We start from the raw sequence: 17043 nt of genomic DNA, 5'->3' as shown, positions 1-17043 counted from the left end.
TATGACTGTTTAATTGCGGAGGAACAACTTTGGCAAAAGATGATGTCATTGAAGTAGAAGGTAAGGTAGTTGATACCTTACCTAATGCTATGTTTAAAGTTGAATTGGAAAATGGAGCCACAATTTTAGCACACGTTTCTGGTAAAATTAGGATGCACTACATTCGTATTTTGCCGGGAGACCGTGTGACTGTGGAATTATCTCCATATGATTTAACTAAAGGTAGAATTACGTATCGGTTTATAAAGTAATATAACGGAGGGAAACATGAAGGTTAGACCATCTGTTAAACCAATGTGTGAACATTGTAAAGTTATCAAGAGACATGGCCGTGTGATGGTAATTTGCTCAGCAAATCCAAAGCACAAGCAACGTCAAGGTTAGAAATAGAGGGGGTGTAGTTTATGGCTCGTATTGCTGGTGTTGACTTACCAAGAGATAAAAGAATCGTTATCGCTTTAACTTACATTTACGGTATCGGTGAAGCAACTGCCAAGAAAATTTGTGCTGATGCTGGAGTATCTGAAGATATTCGTTCAAAGGATTTAACTCCAGAAGATCAAGAAAAGCTTCGTGCTGAAGTTGACAAGTACCGTGTTGAAGGTGACTTACGTCGTGAAGTAAGCATGAACATTAAGCGTTTAGTTGATATTGGTTCTTACCGTGGTATTCGTCACCGCCGTGGACTTCCAGTTCGTGGCCAAAATACCAAGAACAATGCTCGTACTCGTAAGGGTACTAAGAGAAATCGTTAATTTTATTTATAAGGAGGTTTATTGATGCCTGCAAAGAAAACAGCACGTAAGCGTCGTGTGAAGAAGCATGTTGAAAGCGGTGTAGCACACATTCACTCAACGTTTAATAATACTTTAGTCATGATTACTGACGTTCAAGGTAATGCAGTTGCTTGGTCTTCAGCTGGTGCATTGGGCTTTAAGGGTAGTCGTAAGTCTACTCCATTTGCAGCTCAAATGGCAGCTGAAGCAGCAGCTAAGAGTGCAATGGACCAAGGCATGAAACATGTAGAAGTTTCAGTTAAAGGTCCTGGTGCTGGTCGTGAATCTGCTATTAGATCACTTCAAGCAACTGGTCTTGAAATTACTGCAATTCGTGACGTTACGCCAGTTCCTCACAATGGTTCCAGACCACCAAAACGTCGTCGTGTTTAATTTTGTCCTTGATATAGGACGTAACGTTTTGAAAGGGGCCCAGTAATGATTGAATTTGAAAAACCAAATATTACCGTTGTTGAACAAGAAGATTCTTACGGTAAGTTTGTTGTTGAACCACTTGAGCGAGGCTTTGGTACTACTTTAGGTAATTCTTTAAGAAGAGTATTACTTACTTCTATTCCAGGTACTGGACTTGTTTATGTGCAAATTGATGGCGTTTTACACGAGTTCTCAACAGTTCCTGGCGTCAGAGAAGATGTAACCAAGATCATCTTGAACTTGAAGAAACTTGAATTAAAGTCTCTTTCAGATGAACAAAAGGTTATTGAATTGGACATTGAAGGTCCAGCCACAGTAACTGCTGATGATCTTAAAGTTGATGCAGACGTTCAAGTCTTGAATCCGGATCAATATATTTGTACCATTGCTGAAGGTGGACACTTGCATATGGAACTTGCCGTAAAGAATGGTAGAGGTTATGTTGCTGCAAGTGACAATAAGAGTGATGACATGCCAATCGGAGTTATCCCAGTTGACTCTTTATTCTCACCAATTAAGAAGGTTAACTACCAAGTTGAATCAACTCGTGTTGGTAAGAGAGATGACTTTGATAAGCTCACTTTTGAGATTTGGACTGACGGTTCAATCAAGCCTAATGACGCCCTTAGTTTTGCTGCTAAAATTTTAGTTGAACACTTTAAGGTATTTGAATCAGCAGATGCAAATGCTAAATTCAGCGAAGTAATGGTGGAAAAGGAAGACGATAAGAAGGAAAAGAAGCTTGAGATGACTATCGAAGAGCTTGACCTTTCTGTTCGTTCATATAACTGCCTGAAGCGTGCTGGCATTAATACTCTTCAAGAGTTAACTGACAAGACAGAATCAGATATGATGCGTGTACGTAACTTAGGACGTAAATCATTGGAAGAAGTTAAAAATAAATTAACCGACTTAGGTCTTTCACTTCGTCAAGAAGACTAAGCTTAGGTGAATAAAGGAGGCAAATCCATGGCATACCGTAAATTAGGTCGCGATAGTGCTCACAGAAAAGCAATGCTTAGAGAAATGACTACTCAATTAATCATGAACGAACGCATTGTTACTACTGAAACTCGTGCTAAAGAAGTTCGTAAGACTGCCGAAAAGATGATCACTTTAGGTAAGCGCGGCGATTTAGCAGCTAGAAGAAAGGCTGCTGCATTTGTACGTGACGAAGTTGCAGATGTTCACGAAGAAAAAGATGCAGTTGTTGTTAAGTCAGCATTGCAAAAGCTTTTCAGTGATGTAGCACCTCGTTACAAGGACCGTAATGGTGGTTACACCAGAATTTTGAAGTTAGCCGTTCCTCGTAAGGGTGACGCTGCTCCAATGGTTATTCTTGAATTAGTTTAATTTAGAGTAACACAACTTAATACGTATTAAGAATTATCCATGAAAGTGAGAATAAGCGTAAAGATGATGGCGCAAGCTTAGTCTAGCTTAGATGATAAAAATCATCCCTCTTCATGGGTGATTTTTTTTGCTCTTTTTTTCTGTTACAATTGCTAATAAGCGATTTAAGAAAGGAAGTGGAAAAATGCCAGTAGATAGTGCTGTTGAATTTAAGGATGTCTCATTTACCTATCCCGATACTAAAAAAGCGATTCTTGATCAGATTAGTTTTAAAATAAAAAGAGGTTCCTGGACATCTTTGATAGGTCACAACGGTAGCGGTAAGTCCACAATTTCTAAATTAATTAATGGGTTACTTTTGCCTGATTCTGCTAATAATTCTAGAATCACTGTTTTAGGAATGACGTTAAATCAAAAGACAGTCTGGGATGTTAGGGAAAAAGTCGGTATTGTATTTCAGAATCCAGATAATCAGTTTGTTGGAGCTACTGTTGGCGATGATGTTGCTTTTGGGCTTGAGAATAGAGCTGTTCCTCGGGAGCAAATGGTAAAAATAGTCAGAAAAGTTTTAGCAGACGTTGGAATGCTGGATTATATAGATGCAGAGCCAGCTAATCTTTCTGGTGGACAAAAGCAAAGAGTAGCAATTGCAGGTATTCTTGCCGTAGAACCGAAAATTATTATTTTAGATGAATCAACTTCGATGCTTGATCCTAAGGGGAGAGAGCAGGTGCTAAAAATTATTAAGCATTTAAAGAAAGAGAAGAATTTGACAGTTATTTCGATTACACATGACATTGATGAGGCTAATATGGCTGATGATGTGATCGTCTTAAATGATGGCAAGATTTTAGCTCAAGGAACTCCAACGGAAATTTTTGGTAAAACTGAAATGTTGCAAGAAATAGGGCTAGACATTCCATTTGTACAAAAATTAATAAATAAATTAAATGAAGTGGGAATTTCTGTACCTAAAAATATAAAAACGAAAGATGAGTTGAAACAATATCTATGTCAATTAAATTTGAAAAAGTAAATTATATCTATTCTCCCGGAACTTCAATGGAGAAAAAAGGATTAGATAATGTTTCATTTGAATTAACTGAAAATAGTTTTGTTGCATTGGTAGGTCATACCGGTAGTGGTAAGTCGACTTTGATGCAGCATTTTAATGCATTACTGAAGCCGAGTTCAGGAACAATTGATATTGCTGGTTATCATATTACTGCTCAAACAGGAAATAAGAATTTGAAAAAGTTACGCAAGCGGGTTAGTTTGGTTTTTCAGTTTCCTGAAGCACAGCTTTTTGAAAATACTGTGCTTGAAGACATTGAATTTGGTCCTAAAAATTTTGGAGCAACCGATGATGAAGCTAAAAGTAAAGCTTTGAAATGGTTGAAGCGAGTAGGATTGGATGAATCGCTAGCAAATAAGTCGCCATTTGAGTTATCTGGAGGACAAATGCGGCGTGTTGCAATTGCTGGGGTAATGGCTGATGAACCAGAAATTTTATGCTTAGATGAGCCAGCAGCGGGGTTAGATCCTAAGTCTCGTAAAGAAATGATGAAATTATTTGTTGATTATCAAAAAGCAGGTCATACTGTAATCTTGGTTACGCATAATATGGATGATGTGGCCGAATATGCAGATGATGTTTTAGTGATGGAACATGGTAAATTAATTAGACATGATGCGCCTAAGGCGATTTTTACTAATAAAAACTGGCTAGAAAAGCACTATTTGAGTGAACCAACGGCTAGTCTTTTTGCCTCAGATTTGACGAACTTTAACTTTAAAGATAAACCGTTAACACTGGATCAGCTTGTTAATGAAATTAAGAAAAATTTGCGAGGGTAGTTTATGAGTAAGATAATTGTAGGACGTTATATTCCGGGAGATTCTCTTATTTATAAAATGGATCCTCGGAGTAAATTATTAGTTACCATATTATTTATATTGGCTATCTTTTTAGCTAATAATTCAATAACTTATGCGATTGTGACCATTTTTTGCTTCTTAGCTGTAGTTGCTACAGGATTAAATGCAAAAGTATTTTGGGATGGCGTTAAGCCTTTGATTGGTTTAATTTTCTTTACGTCGCTTTTGCAATTGTTTTTTATGACTGGTGGTCATATTTATTGGCATTGGTGGATTTTTTCATTATCTAGCTACGGTTTGATTAATGCAATCTATATTTTTATTCGTTTTACATTAATTATTTTAATTTCAACAGTAATGACAGTTACTACAATGCCACTTGAAATTGCTGATGCGATGGAATGGCTGCTTAAGCCGCTTAAGTTGTTTAAAGTGCCGGTGGATAAAATTGCGTTAGTAATTTCAATTGCGCTTCGTTTTGTACCGACTTTGTTTGATGAAACTTTTAAAATTATGAATGCGCAAAGATCACGTGGAGCGGACTTCAATGACGGTGGTTTAATTCAACGTGCTAAGGCAATTACGCCCATTTTGGTTCCGTTGTTTATTCAGTCTTTAGAAACGGCAATTGATTTATCTACAGCAATGGAATCACGTGGTTATCGTAGTAGTGAAGGACGAACTAAATATCGCGTTTTAAGTTGGTCAAAATATGATTTAATTGCATTATTTTATTTTGTACTGTTAGTCGGATTACTATTAACTTTTAGGACATATTAGAAATATGACAACAAGATATAAAATGACGATGGCTTATGATGGTCATCTTTTTCATGGCTTTCAACTTCAACCAGACCAGCGAACTGTTCAGGGGACAATTGAAGATGCGTTGAAGAAAATGACTAAGGGGCAGCGTGTGATTGTGCAGGGGTCAGGTAGAACTGATGCCGGTGTACATGCGGTTGGACAGGTAATTCATTTTGATTATCCTGGTAAAACTATTCCAGCCAATCGAATGATTTTGGCAATGAATTCTATGATGCCAACCGATATTATCTTTGATGATTGCCAAATTGTTGATGAGAATTTTCATGCGCGTTATTCGATTAAGGGAAAATGGTATCGCTATCGTGTTAGTTTAGATCATTTTGTTAATCCTTTTAAGCGTTTTTATACTGGTCATTTTCCGTATCCATTAGATATTGAAAAAATGCAGGTTGCAGCTCAGGACTTATTGGGTAAGCACGATTTTACCAGTTTTGCGGCCAGCGGTGGTCAAATTGAAGATAAAGTTCGGACCATTTATTATGTAAACATTACTAAAGACGAAAAAGAAAATGAAGTAATTTTTGATTTTATTGGTTCAGGCTTTTTGTATAATATGGTACGGATTATGGTAGCGGCGCTACTGGAAATTGGTAATGATCGTAGGCCAATTCATGACTTGCAACGAGTAATTGCTGCCAAGGATCGTCAAGAGGTAAGACAAACTGCTCATGCGAGTGGTTTGTACCTTTATCATGTTTTTTACGATGAAATCCCACAAAAATATCGTTTAGAACAGCATTTATAATTGACTTTTTATCTAAAAGGACGTACTCTAGTATAGTATGTTTGTCCACGATAGGCCCCGGAAACTTATTGTTTTCAAACTGCAAATAAACGGAGGAATTTAAATTGCGTACTACACCATTAGCAAAATCTAGTGAAATCGAACGTAAGTGGTACATTATTGATGCAACTGACGTAACTCTTGGTCGTCTTTCTGCAGCTGTTGCCACTATTTTGAGAGGTAAGAACAAGCCTCAATACACACCTAATGTTGATACTGGTGATAACGTTATCGTTATCAACGCATCAAAGATTAGATTGACTGGTAAAAAGGCTTCAGACAAGTTCTACTACCACCACTCATCATGGCGTGGCGGCTTGAAGGCCGTATCTTACGGTGAATTGCTTGCTAATAACCCAGTTAAGATGGTTGAAATCTCAGTTAAGGGTATGCTTCCAAAGAACACTCTTGGTCACCATGAATTCATGAAGATGCATGTTTATGCTGGCGAAGACCACAAGCACGAAGCACAAAAGCCTGAAAAGTTAGATATTAACAAATTAATCTAGGAGGTTATACAATGGCACAACAAGCTGCATACACAGGTACTGGTCGCCGCAAGAATTCAGTTGCGCGTGTTCGTTTAGTACCAGGTAACGGTAAGATCACTGTTAACGATAAAGATGTTGATCAATACATTCCATTCCCTAACTTGGTTAAGGACTTGAAGCAACCATTAACATTAACTGAAACTGAAGGTCAATACGACATTCACGTTAATGTTAACGGTGGTGGTTTCTCAGGTCAAGCTGGGGCTATCCGTCTTGGTATCGCTCGTGCTCTTCTTGAAGTAGACCCAGACTTCCGTGGTCCACTTAAGAAGGCAGGTTTCTTAACCCGTGACCCAAGAATGAAGGAAAGAAAGAAGCCAGGTTTGAAGAAAGCCCGTAAAGCTTCACAATTCTCAAAGCGTTAATCTTTGGATTTTACGTTTATATACAAGAAAAAGCATCGCGAAAAGCGATGCTTTTTTTGTGGAGGTTACTATGCACATATAAACATCTAGTACAAATAATATATTCTACAACTTCTAAAAAAACTTAACCAATTTACATTTTAAGCAACTTTTTCTTAAATTGTTTTTTACTTGATAACCATATTTTGTTCAAACTATTCGCGTATTCTATTACTCAATCGATAGGACGAACAAAGAAAGGAATTATCAAGATGAAGAATAAAAATAAAGTTAAACTACTAACAATAGCGACATTGCTTACTACTTTTTTAATCAATACAGGAATTCAGTCATCTAATCAAATAGAAAATAATACTGCACAAGCAGCGACAAATAAGAAAAAAACTAAACCATCGGGGCAAAAGCCTAATGGTAAGTCTGGTAAGGGTGGTCCAAATACTCAATCATATGATTATAAGGGGACTTTAAAAGCTTCGCTTAATGTAAAATCTGGTACTACTAAGGTTGGCAAGAAGACAATTACTAATAACAAAACTGACCAAAATGTAGCTCTTGTACAAAAGAACGATAAATTGAGTTTAGATGGTACTAAACTGAAGAAAACGAGCAATTCTAAAAATGATGATAGTGCTAATTTCTATGGTTTAGACTCAATTTTATTGGCAGACGGTAAAAATGCGGTTGCGACAGTTAAAAATGCTACTTTAACTTCTAAAGCAACAGGTGCTAATGGTATCTTTGCTACTAATAAAGGTACCGTTAATGTATCAAACACCAAGATTAAGACTACTGGAAAAGCCCATTCAAGAGGCTTAGATGCAACTTACGGTGGTAAGATCAATGCCAATAAGGTAAAGATCTCAACTAAAGGTGATCACTCGGCAGCAGTTGCAACTGATCGTGGTGGTGGTACAGTCACAGTTAAAAATGCTAAAGTAACTACTAAAGGTACGGGATCACCTCTAGCATATTCAACAGGTACTATCAATTTTAATAATGTGACCGGTACTGCAAGTGGTAGCCAAATCGCTGGGATGGAAGGCTATAATAAGATTTATTTAGTCAATTCCAATCTGACATCGACCAATAATAAAATTTCAGGTTCTGATTCAATTAAGAATGGTGTGATTATTTATCAATCAACTTCTGGGGATGCAGAAACATCATCAAGTAAGAGTGCAGATTTCCAAGCTAAGGACTCTACTTTAAAAACCGCGATTACTAGTGGTGCAATGTTTTACGTAACTAACACTACAGGCAAAATCACTTTAGAAAATACTAAACTGAATTTTAATAATAGCAAAGTAGATTTATTAAATGTAGCCGGTAATAATTCTAATGGTTGGGGTACTAAGGGTAAAAATGGTGGTCATGTAACTCTGACAGCTAAAAACCAAACCCTAAAAGGTAATATTGTAGTCGATAGCATTTCAAGTGCTAATGTGAAGTTGACAGATGATTCAACTTACACTGGCAAAACTAGTATTGTGGCTAATAAATATGCTACAAGTTCATCCAAGAGCAAGACACCATTGACTATCAGCGTTGGGTCAAATTCAAAATGGATAGTTACAGGTAACTCAACTGTCACAAATTTAAATTTAGCTGATGGTGGTGAGATCGTCGATTCTCAAGGAAACAAAGTAACAATTATTGCTAATGGTAAAACTGTTCAAAAGGGTACAAGTTCCTATGCAGTAACGGTGAAAGGAAGCTTTACAACTAATTAATAATAAAATCTCTAGATAATCTATCTTCACTAAACAGATTCATTTTCAAGCAATATCAACTTGCAAACAAACTATAACTTAAATTTTTCTTCATTAGGAAAGGCATTCAATAGAGTGCCTTTTCTTTTTGCAGAATAATTATTTCCTGGGTAATATTTGACGAAAAATGATATTTTTTGATAAATTAGGAAATAATCAGGCAAATAAAGGAGTGGGACAATAATCATGCAAATTAGAAAATACCAAGAGTCAGACTTTTCGACATTATGTGAAATACATGATCCAGCCAGAAAACAGGAGCTTGCAGTGGCTAATTTAACCGCTGCATTTATCCCATTTAAAATTGCATCTCAAAAAGAGGGACTATTTGACGATTATCAAGTATATGTTGCTCAAAAAGATAAGACTACAGTGGGTTTTGTAGCCTTCAATGATGAAGAGTTAGGATGGCTATATGTAAAACCAGAATATCAGCATCAAGGAATTGGCAGTCAATTAATCGATTTCGCAATAAAAAATGCAGGAAGACCGTTCTATTTAGAAGTACTAGAAGGAAATCCTGCACAAAAATTATATTTAGCCAAAGGCTTTAAGACTATTCAACACGAAAGTGGTAAGATGCCAGGCAATGAGAGCTTTCATGTTGAAGTAGATTTGATGAAATATGAAAAATGATTGGGCGATCAAACCCAATCATTTTTTATTACAAACTATCTTGAATATTATCGGCTAGGTAATTGTAGAGCATACCCTTCTTTAAGGCACTAGTGTCGACCCCTAAGGCTTCGGCAATTGCATAGGCAAAGGCCCAAGCGGTAGCAGGACCACGGCTTGTTAAAACTTTATGCTCTTTATCAGTAACGGTGATTTTCTCTGAAAAATGAGCACTTGGGGCATCTTTTAAGCATTCTTCTTCAATGCCTGGATAACAAGTGAAGTCCGCATCTGCCAAAACACCATAGCGAGCAAGAGCGCGTGGAGCAGCACACATTGCGGCATCCCACTTGCCAGCTTCATGACGCTTAATCATCAGATCACGTAATTTTTCATTATCGCGTAAGTTAGCAGAACCAGTCATGCCTCCTGGAAAGGCAACCAAATCATAATCTAATAAACTGTCATCTACAACCTTGTCACAAGTGATTTCAATATGGTGGTCACCATCTACTTTTTTACTTATTAAACCTACCATATCGCATTCAACATTAAGTCTACGCAATACGTCAACAACGCTTAAACCTTCGACTTCTTCGCAACCGTCTGCAAATACTACAGCAACTTTTGTCATAAAATCATCCTTTCTATAACTATTTTAATTATCTACTTACATTAGATCTAAGTAAAATGAAAGATCTGCTAATTTGCTTAAATGAAGAGTAGGATGAGGTGAAATTGGTATCTTGTCTTTTTTAGGTGCCAGCCATAATGATTTTAGATTGGCGTTTTCTGCACCTTGAATTTCTTCATCCAGATTAGTTCCAATTATTAAAACTCTGTCTGGATCAATATCTGGATTGTCTTTCAGAATCTTAAAGAAGATATTTTTGCTTGGCAGCTTGTCCGTAAAATCATCGGCGAAATAAGCATTGTCAAATGAAGAAAGCAATTCTGTAGGTGCAAGGCGCGGTTCGATTTGAGTGCGCTTTTCTTTAGCAAACAAAATCAAATGCAGCTTGCCACTGACTTCATCAATAAAGTCGATGGCGCCCTTGACTAACATGGTTTGATCCTTCATTGCATCATCAAAAACAGTTCGCGTTTTAGAAAGATCTTCTTTTAAAAATGTAGATAAAGCTAAATCGATTTGATCATCGCTAGATAAATTTTTAAATTCTTTTTCTAAGCTAGTGTAGCGTAGTCGCTCAGCTGGTCCCCAGTCTAATCCATAATGTTTTAAAGTTTGCCGCAGCGCAGTTTTTTCTGCTAATTTTTCATTTAATAGACTGCCTTCTGGAATGAAAATTAAGGTTTCAAATGTAGCCATGAATAAACTTCCTTTGTGTTAGTTCCTATTAGAATTATAATGAACTAGACAATTTTAGGAAAGGAATTAAAAAATGGAAATCTGGACCGTAATTTTATTATTATTAGGTGGTGTTGCAGGTGGCTTATTATCGTCAGTGGCCTCAATGGCATCACTTGCATCATACCCAGTTTTGCTAGCAGTAGGAATTCCACCAGTATTTGCTAATGTAACTAATGATGCGGCGCTAATTTGGACTAGCATCGGTTCAACTGTATCTTCGACTAAGGAGTTAAAAGGACATTGGAAGCAAGTTTGGTTCTATACCATTTTTACAGTTGTGGGATCAATTTTGGGTTGTATTTTGCTTCTATCTTTTCCTCCAAAGATTTTTGAAAAAGCAGTACCATTCTTCATTGCTTTCTCAGGATTGATGATTATTGTTTCTGGTAAACACCATAGTTTAAATACTAAGGCGCAACCAACATGGCTTAAAATAATTTATTTTATTGCACTTTTAATTATGGGGATGTATACGGGTTACTTTGGTGCAGCTGGTGGAGTCATCGTACTAGTACTTTTAACTTATATTACTAATGATCGATTTATTGTTATTAACGCTATTAAAAATGTGATTTGTGGTTTTGCCAATTTGGTAGCCTTAATTATCTTTATGTTTACTTCGCATATTTATTGGCTTCAAGCGATTCCTTTGGCAATCGGGATGTTTATTGGTGGTTATATTGGGCCAGCTATTTTAAGACGAGTACCGGAAAAGCCAGTTCGAATTTTCATTGCAAGCTTGGCCTTCATTCAAGCCGGTTACTTCTTTTATACGGCATACCTGCAATAAGTTTGGTACAATATTAAGCAATGAAAAGGGGGGCTAAGGTTGATGGCAACAGAAGTTTATTTGGTACGTCATGGTGAAACAATGTTTAACCAATTGGACAAAGTTCAGGGTTGGTGCGATTCTCCTCTAACCGTGAAGGGGATTAACGATCTAAAGAGAACCGCTAAGGCCTTGAGTCAAGTTCACTTTGATAACATGTATTCATCGGATTTGAAGAGAGCAATTGATACCGTTCACTTGATGAAGGATGCTAATGTGGTCTCGGATATTGGTAAAATTAAAAAGCTGCCTGAATTTCGTGAGGTCTTCTTTGGAACTTTTGAAGGCGATGATATTAACCAGACTTGGGAGCAAGTAGCACTAGCCGCAGGAATTGGCCATGAAGATGATGTAACTAAGATCATCAATCAGGTAGGCTTGCGCAAATTTCGTGCAGCAACAAAAAAGGCTGATCCGCGTCATTTAGCGGAAAATCAGGATGAGTTAGATGAGCGGATGGTACGGGCAATTGACGTTTTGCGCGATTTAACTAAAGATGAACAAAGAGTTTTGTTAGTTAGCCATGGTGACTTTATTAAAACTTTGTCCATAAAATATTGGAATAAGAGTAATGGCAAAAACGATATTGTTTTTCCAAATAATGGGAGCGTTACTCGTGGAATTTTGCACGATGACGGTTCATTTGAAATTGTTGATTATAATGTAGATGCTGAAGAGCTATAAAAGTCCTACTGCCGAAGTAGGGCCTTTTTTGGTACACTGATAACGAAAGGAAAATATTTTATGAATAAAGATCATACAACTAAGCGTTATGTCTTCGTAACTCTACTGAATGTTGTTATTACTATTGCTGAATTTATAGGTGGTATTTTTTCAGGTTCATTAGCACTGCTTTCAGATGCAGTTCATAATCTGAGTGATGTTGGTGCAATTATTTTATCTTTTGTGGCGCACCTGATTAGTCGCAAAAGTCGTAATCAGTTTAAGACCTTTGGTTATGAAAGAGCTGAAACTTTAGCCGCTTTTACTAATGGCGTTATCTTGATCGTGATCAGTGTGGTTTTGTTTGTTGAAGCAATTCAACGTTTCTGGAAGCCGGAACATATTCACGGTGGCATTATGCTGATTGTCTCGATTATTGGGCTGGCTGCCAATATTATTTCAATGCTAGCAATGCATAGCGATTCCAAGGCTAATTTGAATGTACGGTCAACTTTTATTCATATGTTAAGTGATGCCTTGTCCAGTGTAGCGGTTGTAATTGGTGCGATCTTCATTTACTTCTGGAATGTAACTTGGCTTGACCCAGTTTTGACTATTTTAGTTTCAATCTTTGTTTTGCATGAAGCTTATGAAATTACAATGAAAGCAGCCAATGTTTTGATGGAATCTAATCCTGATATCGACTTGAATGAAGTGAACAAGATTGTTTTATCGTTCCCCATAGTTCAAAATATCCATCATGTCCATGTTTGGCGCTACAGCGATGACTTTATTATGATGGACGCGCATATTAATGTAGCCCCAGGATTAAGAGCCGATGAATTAGAGCAGCTATACCAAGATATTGGACAGGAGTTACAAAAAGAGTTAGGTATTAATCATATTACCTTACAAGCAGAGTGCGAGCGTGGCAGAAAAGACAAGATGATCGTTCCAGGCCACGGTATTAACGAAGATTAGGTGAAAGAATGTTTAATGTTAATATTTTTACAGCGATTATTGTATTGATTATGGGTATTTATGACATGTCCTATGCTTTTAATAGGCGTAAGCAACCTACCAATAAAGGCGGCATTAGAGCCTTTATGGCTTTAGGAATTATCTTCACGATCGCAGGAATTGTTATGATCGTTAGAGTATTAATGAAGTAAGGAATCTTAGAATGGCTAAATTAGTATTAGTTCGACATGGCGAAAGTGTGGCAAATGCTGCCAATGTTTATACTGGCTGGAACGATGTTCCGTTGACTAAAAAAGGTGAAGAACAAGCAGAAAAAGCTGGTGAATTGATTAAAACCATTTCGGATTTTGCTCCCACCCACATTCATACTTCAGTCTTATCCCGTGCAATTGTGACAGCAAATATAGTAGCCGATGTCTGCAATTTATTATGGCTACCGATGACTAAGACCTGGCGGCTGAATGAACGCCACTACGGTGCTTTAAGGGGCCTTAATAAGGACATTTCACGTAAAGTATTTGGTGTGGAACAAGTTCTATTGTGGCGACGTAGTTTTGATTCAGTTCCACCTAAGCAGGGGTCGCCAATGATTGATCGCCGTTATAAGCATTTTGATCAGCATTTGATGCCACGGGCAGAAAGTTTACATCAAACTCAGAAAAGACTCATGCCATATTATTATGATCATATCGCATCTCGATTGATGAATGGTGAAGACCAACTGATCGTAGCCCACGGTTCAAGTTTGCGTGCTTTGATAAAAAAGCTAGAGCAAATTAATGATCATGACATCGTAAAACTGGAAGTTCCTAATGCGGAACCGATTGTTTATACTATGGATGAGCACTTAAAGATTATTAACAAACAAATTTTACGTAAATAATGTTAAAAATGCACCTTAGTGCATTTTTTTAATGCTCTAAATGAGGTTTTACACATATCTATGGTAAAATCTATTATGATTTCTAGTATATTTAGTTTGGAGTATTAGGCATGCGTAAATTATTTTTATTACGAGGTGCACCTGGCTCCGGTAAATCTTCTTTTATTGCTCGCCATCACTTAAATCCTTATGCGATCAGTCGTGATCAAATTAGGCTACTATTGGCGGATTTGACAGTTTACTATCAAGAGGATGCGGATGTTTTACACCAAGTCATTCCGCGGCACGTAACTGTGCGTACTGAGCAAATGGTGGATCACCTTGTAGAACACAAGATGGAATATGGCGAAACTGTTATTGTGGATGGGACGCATATCGTTCCAAGTGCGATTGAACATTTTAAGCCTTGGGTAGACAAGTATCACTATGAATGCTTTGTAGTAGATCTGATGGAACATACTACCTTAGAGAGTTTGCTTAAGCGTAATCAGACTAGAATGCATTACGATTGGGTTAAGCCTGAAGTGGTTAAGCAAATGTATCGTTCTTATGAAGCACATCCAGAAGTACCATACTGGGCACATAAAGTTGTGCCAAATCAGATGGATCATGCGTTGTCACAGCGTGAGACAAATTTAGATCGTTATGCTCATGTGATTGCGGTTCCTGACATGGTAGATGAAGAAGATTTTCCACATGTGCATATCTCGAACTTTTATTTTTCATTTAATGACAAGTTTACAGAAAAGTATGGAACTTATCGAAATGTAGTTTCAATTGCTAAAACTGAAGATGAAGCAGTTAAGCAGTTCAAGTTGCCATATTTTGTCTTTAAGTTTCATCACAAGCACTTTTTGATTTCAGCTTATCCAATTCGAAATGAGATGTTGGATCCGATCAGAAAGGTTAAGGGAGTTTGGACATATTCAACTGGTTTGTATAATGTAGCGGATTTTGTGAAAGAATTTCCGGAAAATAAAAAGCAACATGTGCATCAGTTCAACTTAAGTAAGTTAGATCCAACCCGCTTATTACATATTTGGTAAAAATAAAAAAGGACTTATTCACAATCTTAGTGGATAAGTTCTTTTTATCTGTTTAATTCATTTAATATTTAAAAGCTAAAGCACCCATTGGATCCCATGGCAATAATTGAATTGGGTTATCTTTGCCTTCATCGTAAGCCTTCTTAAGATCTTCTGGTAAGAATTTCTTGTTAATAACTGCTTGGTAAACAAATGAATCAAACCAAGAATCACTCATTACGAAGTAACCCTTAAAGCCAGGTTTTTCACCCCATGAGTTTTCGATCTTCCATTTAGTTGGCTTACCATCAACGATATCAACACCGGTAATCACCATGGCATGGTCCATCATGCTTTCACCAGAATCAAGCATGTCGGCTTTAGACATAGTGAAGTCAGCATCAAATAATTGATCACGGCGGTAAAGGTTAGTATCAAGAAGTCCAGCACGGCGTTCAGAATCCTTAACTACGTTTGAACCGAACCAAACAACTTCGCCACTCTTCAATTGTTTAATGATTAAGTCCTTCATTTCATCAACTTTAAGGTTTAAGTGGCGAACTTGGCGACCGCCTTCAACATTACCTAAGTATTCAACTGAGAATACCTTGTGGAAAGGTTTGTCGTTAGTTGGAGCATTGATAGTTGAGATATGGTTTGCTAAATCCATGCCAACGTACTTGTCAAAGAAATCCTTTGGGGTAATGTCCCTGTCAATATGGTAATTCTTGTCATCATCGCGGTATTCAAAGTTGAACTTCTTTGGTGGAATACCCAATGAAGTAGCCAAAATACGGAAGACATCGTTTAGCATTTCTTCCTTGCGAGCTTGTACTTCATCTTCTGACTTGCCATCTTGAACTAATTTACGTAACTCAAGACCATCTTTACGAAGCAAAGTATTTAAAGTGTCGTTTAATGCACTTGAATTAGTAGCATTAGCAGTTTCTGGATAAACACTCTTAGGAACGATACCATATTTTTCAATAATACCGCAAAGCATGTCCCATTGACCGCCGTCTTGTTGAGGAGTCGCAAATAAGAATGAAACTTTACGATCGCCCAAGTCCTTATCAGCAGTTGCGATCACATTTTCAAAGAACCAGTTAGACTTTTCAAATTTATCCCAGAAGTTAGTGTAATTTTGAGATAATTCGAAGTCCTTTAACTTAAATTTCTTTTGTAATGGGTGACGCATAGTGTTTAAAGCACTGAACATCCAGCAGCGACCAGACTGCTTTTGATCGGCAGGGTTACCTGTATCAATTTCGATTGAGAAGGTTGGATCTAGGTCGATCTTAGTTTGTAAGTTTTGACTAGCTTTGTAGATACCGTTTTCTTGAGCAGCGTGACTAGCCACATCAAAAACAGGGTGGTTAGCTAAGTCTTGTTCAAATTTATTAATAGTATCATTGTTGATTTCTTTTACCATAAAAAAAAATCCTCCTTTATAAGTACTTAAATTAATTTTATCTTATTCAAAATGAGTCGTCTAATAATCTTATCGATTAAATGGACGATGATACCAAATTTTGTGAAATTGAGGATGCTGGGTGAAGTAGTCAATGATCATAGGATCAAGCGGCCAAATGGGTGAGTTAGTTTCTTGAGCTAATTGCCAAACTTTTTGCATTTGTTTTTCAAGCAAATCCTGACTATTAAATTGTGGATTAATAAAAAAATGGTTCATTATCCAGACATTACTGTCTTTGCGAGCGATTTTATCTAAGGTAACGCTAGATAATAGTATGTCTTCTTCATTTTTTATAGTGAAAATTTGGTGCGTATTTTGCTTATTCATAAAAAATTCCTTTTTAAAAAAATAATCTCATTTTTTTTGCGTAATAAATAATAGAGAGCTAGAAACTGTCAAATCTTTTGGGTTCAGTATAAATTCTTGTGTAAACGGCTGTGAGATTTAGGATGCCTTTCGGGA

The 17043-nt window shown here is 37.0% G+C and carries 24 protein-coding genes; 20 read left to right on the top strand and 4 right to left on the bottom strand.

From position 1 onward, the window contains the following. Window positions 1-29 precede the first annotated feature (29 nt). The 14 genes from infA (at window position 30) to CP363_RS07230 (ending at window position 9375) form a co-directional block, all read left to right on the top strand. The gene (gene infA, locus CP363_RS07290) at window positions 30-251 is read left to right on the top strand and encodes a translation initiation factor IF-1 (RefSeq protein ID WP_002878178.1); all 222 of its coding nucleotides are present in this window, start codon (window positions 30-32) and stop codon (window positions 249-251) included. 16 nt (window positions 252-267) lie between these two features. Continuing rightward, entirely contained in the window at window positions 268-384 is a 117-nt protein-coding gene (rpmJ, locus tag CP363_RS07285) for a 50S ribosomal protein L36 (RefSeq protein ID WP_005721621.1), read from the top strand. A gap of 20 nt (window positions 385-404) precedes the next feature. Continuing rightward, the gene (rpsM, locus tag CP363_RS07280; RefSeq protein ID WP_005724162.1) at window positions 405-755 is read left to right on the top strand and encodes a 30S ribosomal protein S13; all 351 of its coding nucleotides are present in this window, start codon (window positions 405-407) and stop codon (window positions 753-755) included. Window positions 756-779: 24 nt separating this feature from the next. Continuing rightward, entirely contained in the window at window positions 780-1169 is a 390-nt protein-coding gene (rpsK, locus tag CP363_RS07275) for a 30S ribosomal protein S11 (protein WP_003625817.1), read from the top strand. A 45-nt stretch (window positions 1170-1214) separates the two neighbouring features. After that, window positions 1215-2153: a DNA-directed RNA polymerase subunit alpha gene (locus tag CP363_RS07270; RefSeq protein ID WP_005720363.1), complete on the top strand. Its 939-nt coding sequence runs from the start codon at window positions 1215-1217 to the stop codon at window positions 2151-2153. A 27-nt stretch (window positions 2154-2180) separates the two neighbouring features. Continuing rightward, window positions 2181-2564 (top strand): 50S ribosomal protein L17, encoded by a 384-nt coding sequence (gene rplQ / locus CP363_RS07265; RefSeq protein WP_005721620.1) that lies wholly within the window; start codon window positions 2181-2183, stop codon window positions 2562-2564. A 184-nt stretch (window positions 2565-2748) separates the two neighbouring features. After that, window positions 2749-3600 carry an energy-coupling factor ABC transporter ATP-binding protein gene (locus CP363_RS07260; RefSeq protein ID WP_098036061.1) on the top strand — a complete coding sequence of 284 codons (852 nt, stop codon included), beginning with the start codon at window positions 2749-2751 and terminating at the stop codon, window positions 3598-3600. Continuing rightward, window positions 3576-4421, top strand: coding sequence for an energy-coupling factor transporter ATPase (locus CP363_RS10820; protein WP_065990080.1), 846 nt, complete (start codon window positions 3576-3578; stop codon window positions 4419-4421). The genes CP363_RS07260 and CP363_RS10820 overlap by 25 nt, the downstream gene beginning before the upstream one ends. Window positions 4422-4424: 3 nt before the next feature. Further along, complete coding sequence (locus CP363_RS10815) at window positions 4425-5222, top strand: energy-coupling factor transporter transmembrane protein EcfT (protein WP_061204427.1); 798 nt, start codon at window positions 4425-4427, stop codon at window positions 5220-5222. A gap of 4 nt (window positions 5223-5226) precedes the next feature. Continuing rightward, window positions 5227-6015 carry a tRNA pseudouridine(38-40) synthase TruA gene (truA, locus tag CP363_RS07250; RefSeq protein ID WP_089142841.1) on the top strand — a complete coding sequence of 263 codons (789 nt, stop codon included), beginning with the start codon at window positions 5227-5229 and terminating at the stop codon, window positions 6013-6015. 104 nt (window positions 6016-6119) lie between these two features. After that, on the top strand, window positions 6120-6563 hold the full coding sequence (rplM, locus tag CP363_RS07245; protein ID WP_005720369.1) for a 50S ribosomal protein L13: 444 nt from the start codon (window positions 6120-6122) through the stop codon (window positions 6561-6563). A gap of 11 nt (window positions 6564-6574) precedes the next feature. Continuing rightward, window positions 6575-6970: a 30S ribosomal protein S9 gene (gene rpsI / locus CP363_RS07240; RefSeq protein ID WP_013085821.1), complete on the top strand. Its 396-nt coding sequence runs from the start codon at window positions 6575-6577 to the stop codon at window positions 6968-6970. Window positions 6971-7221: 251 nt separating this feature from the next. Beyond that, the gene (locus tag CP363_RS07235; protein WP_233187149.1) at window positions 7222-8700 is read left to right on the top strand and encodes a hypothetical protein; all 1479 of its coding nucleotides are present in this window, start codon (window positions 7222-7224) and stop codon (window positions 8698-8700) included. A gap of 225 nt (window positions 8701-8925) precedes the next feature. Further along, a complete protein-coding gene (locus CP363_RS07230) occupies window positions 8926-9375 on the top strand; it encodes a GNAT family N-acetyltransferase (RefSeq protein WP_098036060.1) in 450 nt (149 codons plus the stop codon). Between the two features lie 28 nt (window positions 9376-9403). Here the strand turns inward: CP363_RS07230 and CP363_RS07225 are convergent, their stop codons facing one another. Both CP363_RS07225 and CP363_RS07220 read right to left on the bottom strand, forming a co-directional pair. Then, window positions 9404-9988, bottom strand: coding sequence for a DJ-1 family glyoxalase III (locus tag CP363_RS07225; RefSeq protein WP_061204430.1), 585 nt, complete (start codon window positions 9986-9988; stop codon window positions 9404-9406). A 36-nt stretch (window positions 9989-10024) separates the two neighbouring features. Then, window positions 10025-10684, bottom strand: a complete 660-nt coding sequence (locus tag CP363_RS07220; protein WP_098036059.1) for an HAD family hydrolase — start codon at window positions 10682-10684, stop codon at window positions 10025-10027. A 73-nt stretch (window positions 10685-10757) separates the two neighbouring features. On the opposite strand from CP363_RS07220, the gene CP363_RS07215 reads away from it, so the two are divergent. From CP363_RS07215 to CP363_RS07190, 6 genes are all read left to right on the top strand, one after another. Further along, window positions 10758-11516, top strand: a complete 759-nt coding sequence (locus CP363_RS07215) for a sulfite exporter TauE/SafE family protein (protein WP_098036058.1) — start codon at window positions 10758-10760, stop codon at window positions 11514-11516. Window positions 11517-11558: 42 nt separating this feature from the next. Beyond that, entirely contained in the window at window positions 11559-12239 is a 681-nt protein-coding gene (locus CP363_RS07210) for a histidine phosphatase family protein (RefSeq protein ID WP_061204433.1), read from the top strand. Between the two features lie 60 nt (window positions 12240-12299). Then, window positions 12300-13199 (top strand): cation diffusion facilitator family transporter, encoded by a 900-nt coding sequence (locus tag CP363_RS07205; protein ID WP_057726694.1) that lies wholly within the window; start codon window positions 12300-12302, stop codon window positions 13197-13199. An 8-nt stretch (window positions 13200-13207) separates the two neighbouring features. Next, window positions 13208-13390, top strand: a complete 183-nt coding sequence (locus CP363_RS07200) for a hypothetical protein (RefSeq protein ID WP_005720404.1) — start codon at window positions 13208-13210, stop codon at window positions 13388-13390. Window positions 13391-13401: 11 nt separating this feature from the next. Further along, window positions 13402-14082 (top strand): 2,3-diphosphoglycerate-dependent phosphoglycerate mutase, encoded by a 681-nt coding sequence (locus CP363_RS07195; protein WP_005724199.1) that lies wholly within the window; start codon window positions 13402-13404, stop codon window positions 14080-14082. A gap of 110 nt (window positions 14083-14192) precedes the next feature. Beyond that, window positions 14193-15128: an AAA family ATPase gene (locus tag CP363_RS07190; RefSeq protein ID WP_023488529.1), complete on the top strand. Its 936-nt coding sequence runs from the start codon at window positions 14193-14195 to the stop codon at window positions 15126-15128. Window positions 15129-15189: 61 nt separating this feature from the next. Here CP363_RS07190 and pepC read toward each other — a convergent pair whose 3' ends face one another. Both pepC and CP363_RS07180 read right to left on the bottom strand, forming a co-directional pair. Then, window positions 15190-16539, bottom strand: coding sequence for an aminopeptidase C (gene pepC / locus CP363_RS07185; protein WP_089150628.1), 1350 nt, complete (start codon window positions 16537-16539; stop codon window positions 15190-15192). 69 nt (window positions 16540-16608) lie between these two features. Beyond that, on the bottom strand, window positions 16609-16908 hold the full coding sequence (locus tag CP363_RS07180) for a hypothetical protein (protein ID WP_089142846.1): 300 nt from the start codon (window positions 16906-16908) through the stop codon (window positions 16609-16611). Window positions 16909-17043: the final 135 nt, after the last annotated feature.

The sequence above is a fragment of the Lactobacillus sp. UMNPBX12 genome (assembly GCF_002553955.1).
Taxonomy (GTDB): Bacteria; Bacillota; Bacilli; order Lactobacillales; family Lactobacillaceae; genus Lactobacillus; species Lactobacillus crispatus.
Note: the sequence above shows the minus strand (reverse complement) of the source record. Positions and strands in the feature narration are given on the sequence as shown.

Bases quoted from the DNA above. Each gene is read 5' to 3' on its own strand.
- CP363_RS07210 (WP_061204433.1), top strand. From the start codon at position 11,559: ATGGCAACAGAAGTTTATTTGGTACGTCATGGTGAAACAATGTTTAAC.
- pepC (WP_089150628.1), bottom strand. From the start codon at position 16,539: ATGGTAAAAGAAATCAACAATGATACTATTAATAAATTTGAACAAGAC.
- CP363_RS07190 (WP_023488529.1), top strand. From the start codon at position 14,193: ATGCGTAAATTATTTTTATTACGAGGTGCACCTGGCTCCGGTAAATCT.
- truA (WP_089142841.1), top strand. From the start codon at position 5,227: ATGACAACAAGATATAAAATGACGATGGCTTATGATGGTCATCTTTTT.
- CP363_RS07230 (WP_098036060.1), top strand. From the start codon at position 8,926: ATGCAAATTAGAAAATACCAAGAGTCAGACTTTTCGACATTATGTGAA.
- CP363_RS07200 (WP_005720404.1), top strand. From the start codon at position 13,208: ATGTTTAATGTTAATATTTTTACAGCGATTATTGTATTGATTATGGGT.
- CP363_RS07235 (WP_233187149.1), top strand. From the start codon at position 7,222: ATGAAGAATAAAAATAAAGTTAAACTACTAACAATAGCGACATTGCTT.
- rpsK (WP_003625817.1), top strand. From the start codon at position 780: ATGCCTGCAAAGAAAACAGCACGTAAGCGTCGTGTGAAGAAGCATGTT.
- CP363_RS07220 (WP_098036059.1), bottom strand. From the start codon at position 10,684: ATGGCTACATTTGAAACCTTAATTTTCATTCCAGAAGGCAGTCTATTA.
- CP363_RS07270 (WP_005720363.1), top strand. From the start codon at position 1,215: ATGATTGAATTTGAAAAACCAAATATTACCGTTGTTGAACAAGAAGAT.
- rpsM (WP_005724162.1), top strand. From the start codon at position 405: ATGGCTCGTATTGCTGGTGTTGACTTACCAAGAGATAAAAGAATCGTT.
- CP363_RS07260 (WP_098036061.1), top strand. From the start codon at position 2,749: ATGCCAGTAGATAGTGCTGTTGAATTTAAGGATGTCTCATTTACCTAT.
- CP363_RS07225 (WP_061204430.1), bottom strand. From the start codon at position 9,988: ATGACAAAAGTTGCTGTAGTATTTGCAGACGGTTGCGAAGAAGTCGAA.
- CP363_RS07215 (WP_098036058.1), top strand. From the start codon at position 10,758: ATGGAAATCTGGACCGTAATTTTATTATTATTAGGTGGTGTTGCAGGT.
- CP363_RS07180 (WP_089142846.1), bottom strand. From the start codon at position 16,908: ATGAATAAGCAAAATACGCACCAAATTTTCACTATAAAAAATGAAGAA.
- CP363_RS07205 (WP_057726694.1), top strand. From the start codon at position 12,300: ATGAATAAAGATCATACAACTAAGCGTTATGTCTTCGTAACTCTACTG.
- rpsI (WP_013085821.1), top strand. From the start codon at position 6,575: ATGGCACAACAAGCTGCATACACAGGTACTGGTCGCCGCAAGAATTCA.
- rpmJ (WP_005721621.1), top strand. From the start codon at position 268: ATGAAGGTTAGACCATCTGTTAAACCAATGTGTGAACATTGTAAAGTT.
- CP363_RS07195 (WP_005724199.1), top strand. From the start codon at position 13,402: ATGGCTAAATTAGTATTAGTTCGACATGGCGAAAGTGTGGCAAATGCT.
- CP363_RS10820 (WP_065990080.1), top strand. From the start codon at position 3,576: ATGTCAATTAAATTTGAAAAAGTAAATTATATCTATTCTCCCGGAACT.
- CP363_RS10815 (WP_061204427.1), top strand. From the start codon at position 4,425: ATGAGTAAGATAATTGTAGGACGTTATATTCCGGGAGATTCTCTTATT.
- rplQ (WP_005721620.1), top strand. From the start codon at position 2,181: ATGGCATACCGTAAATTAGGTCGCGATAGTGCTCACAGAAAAGCAATG.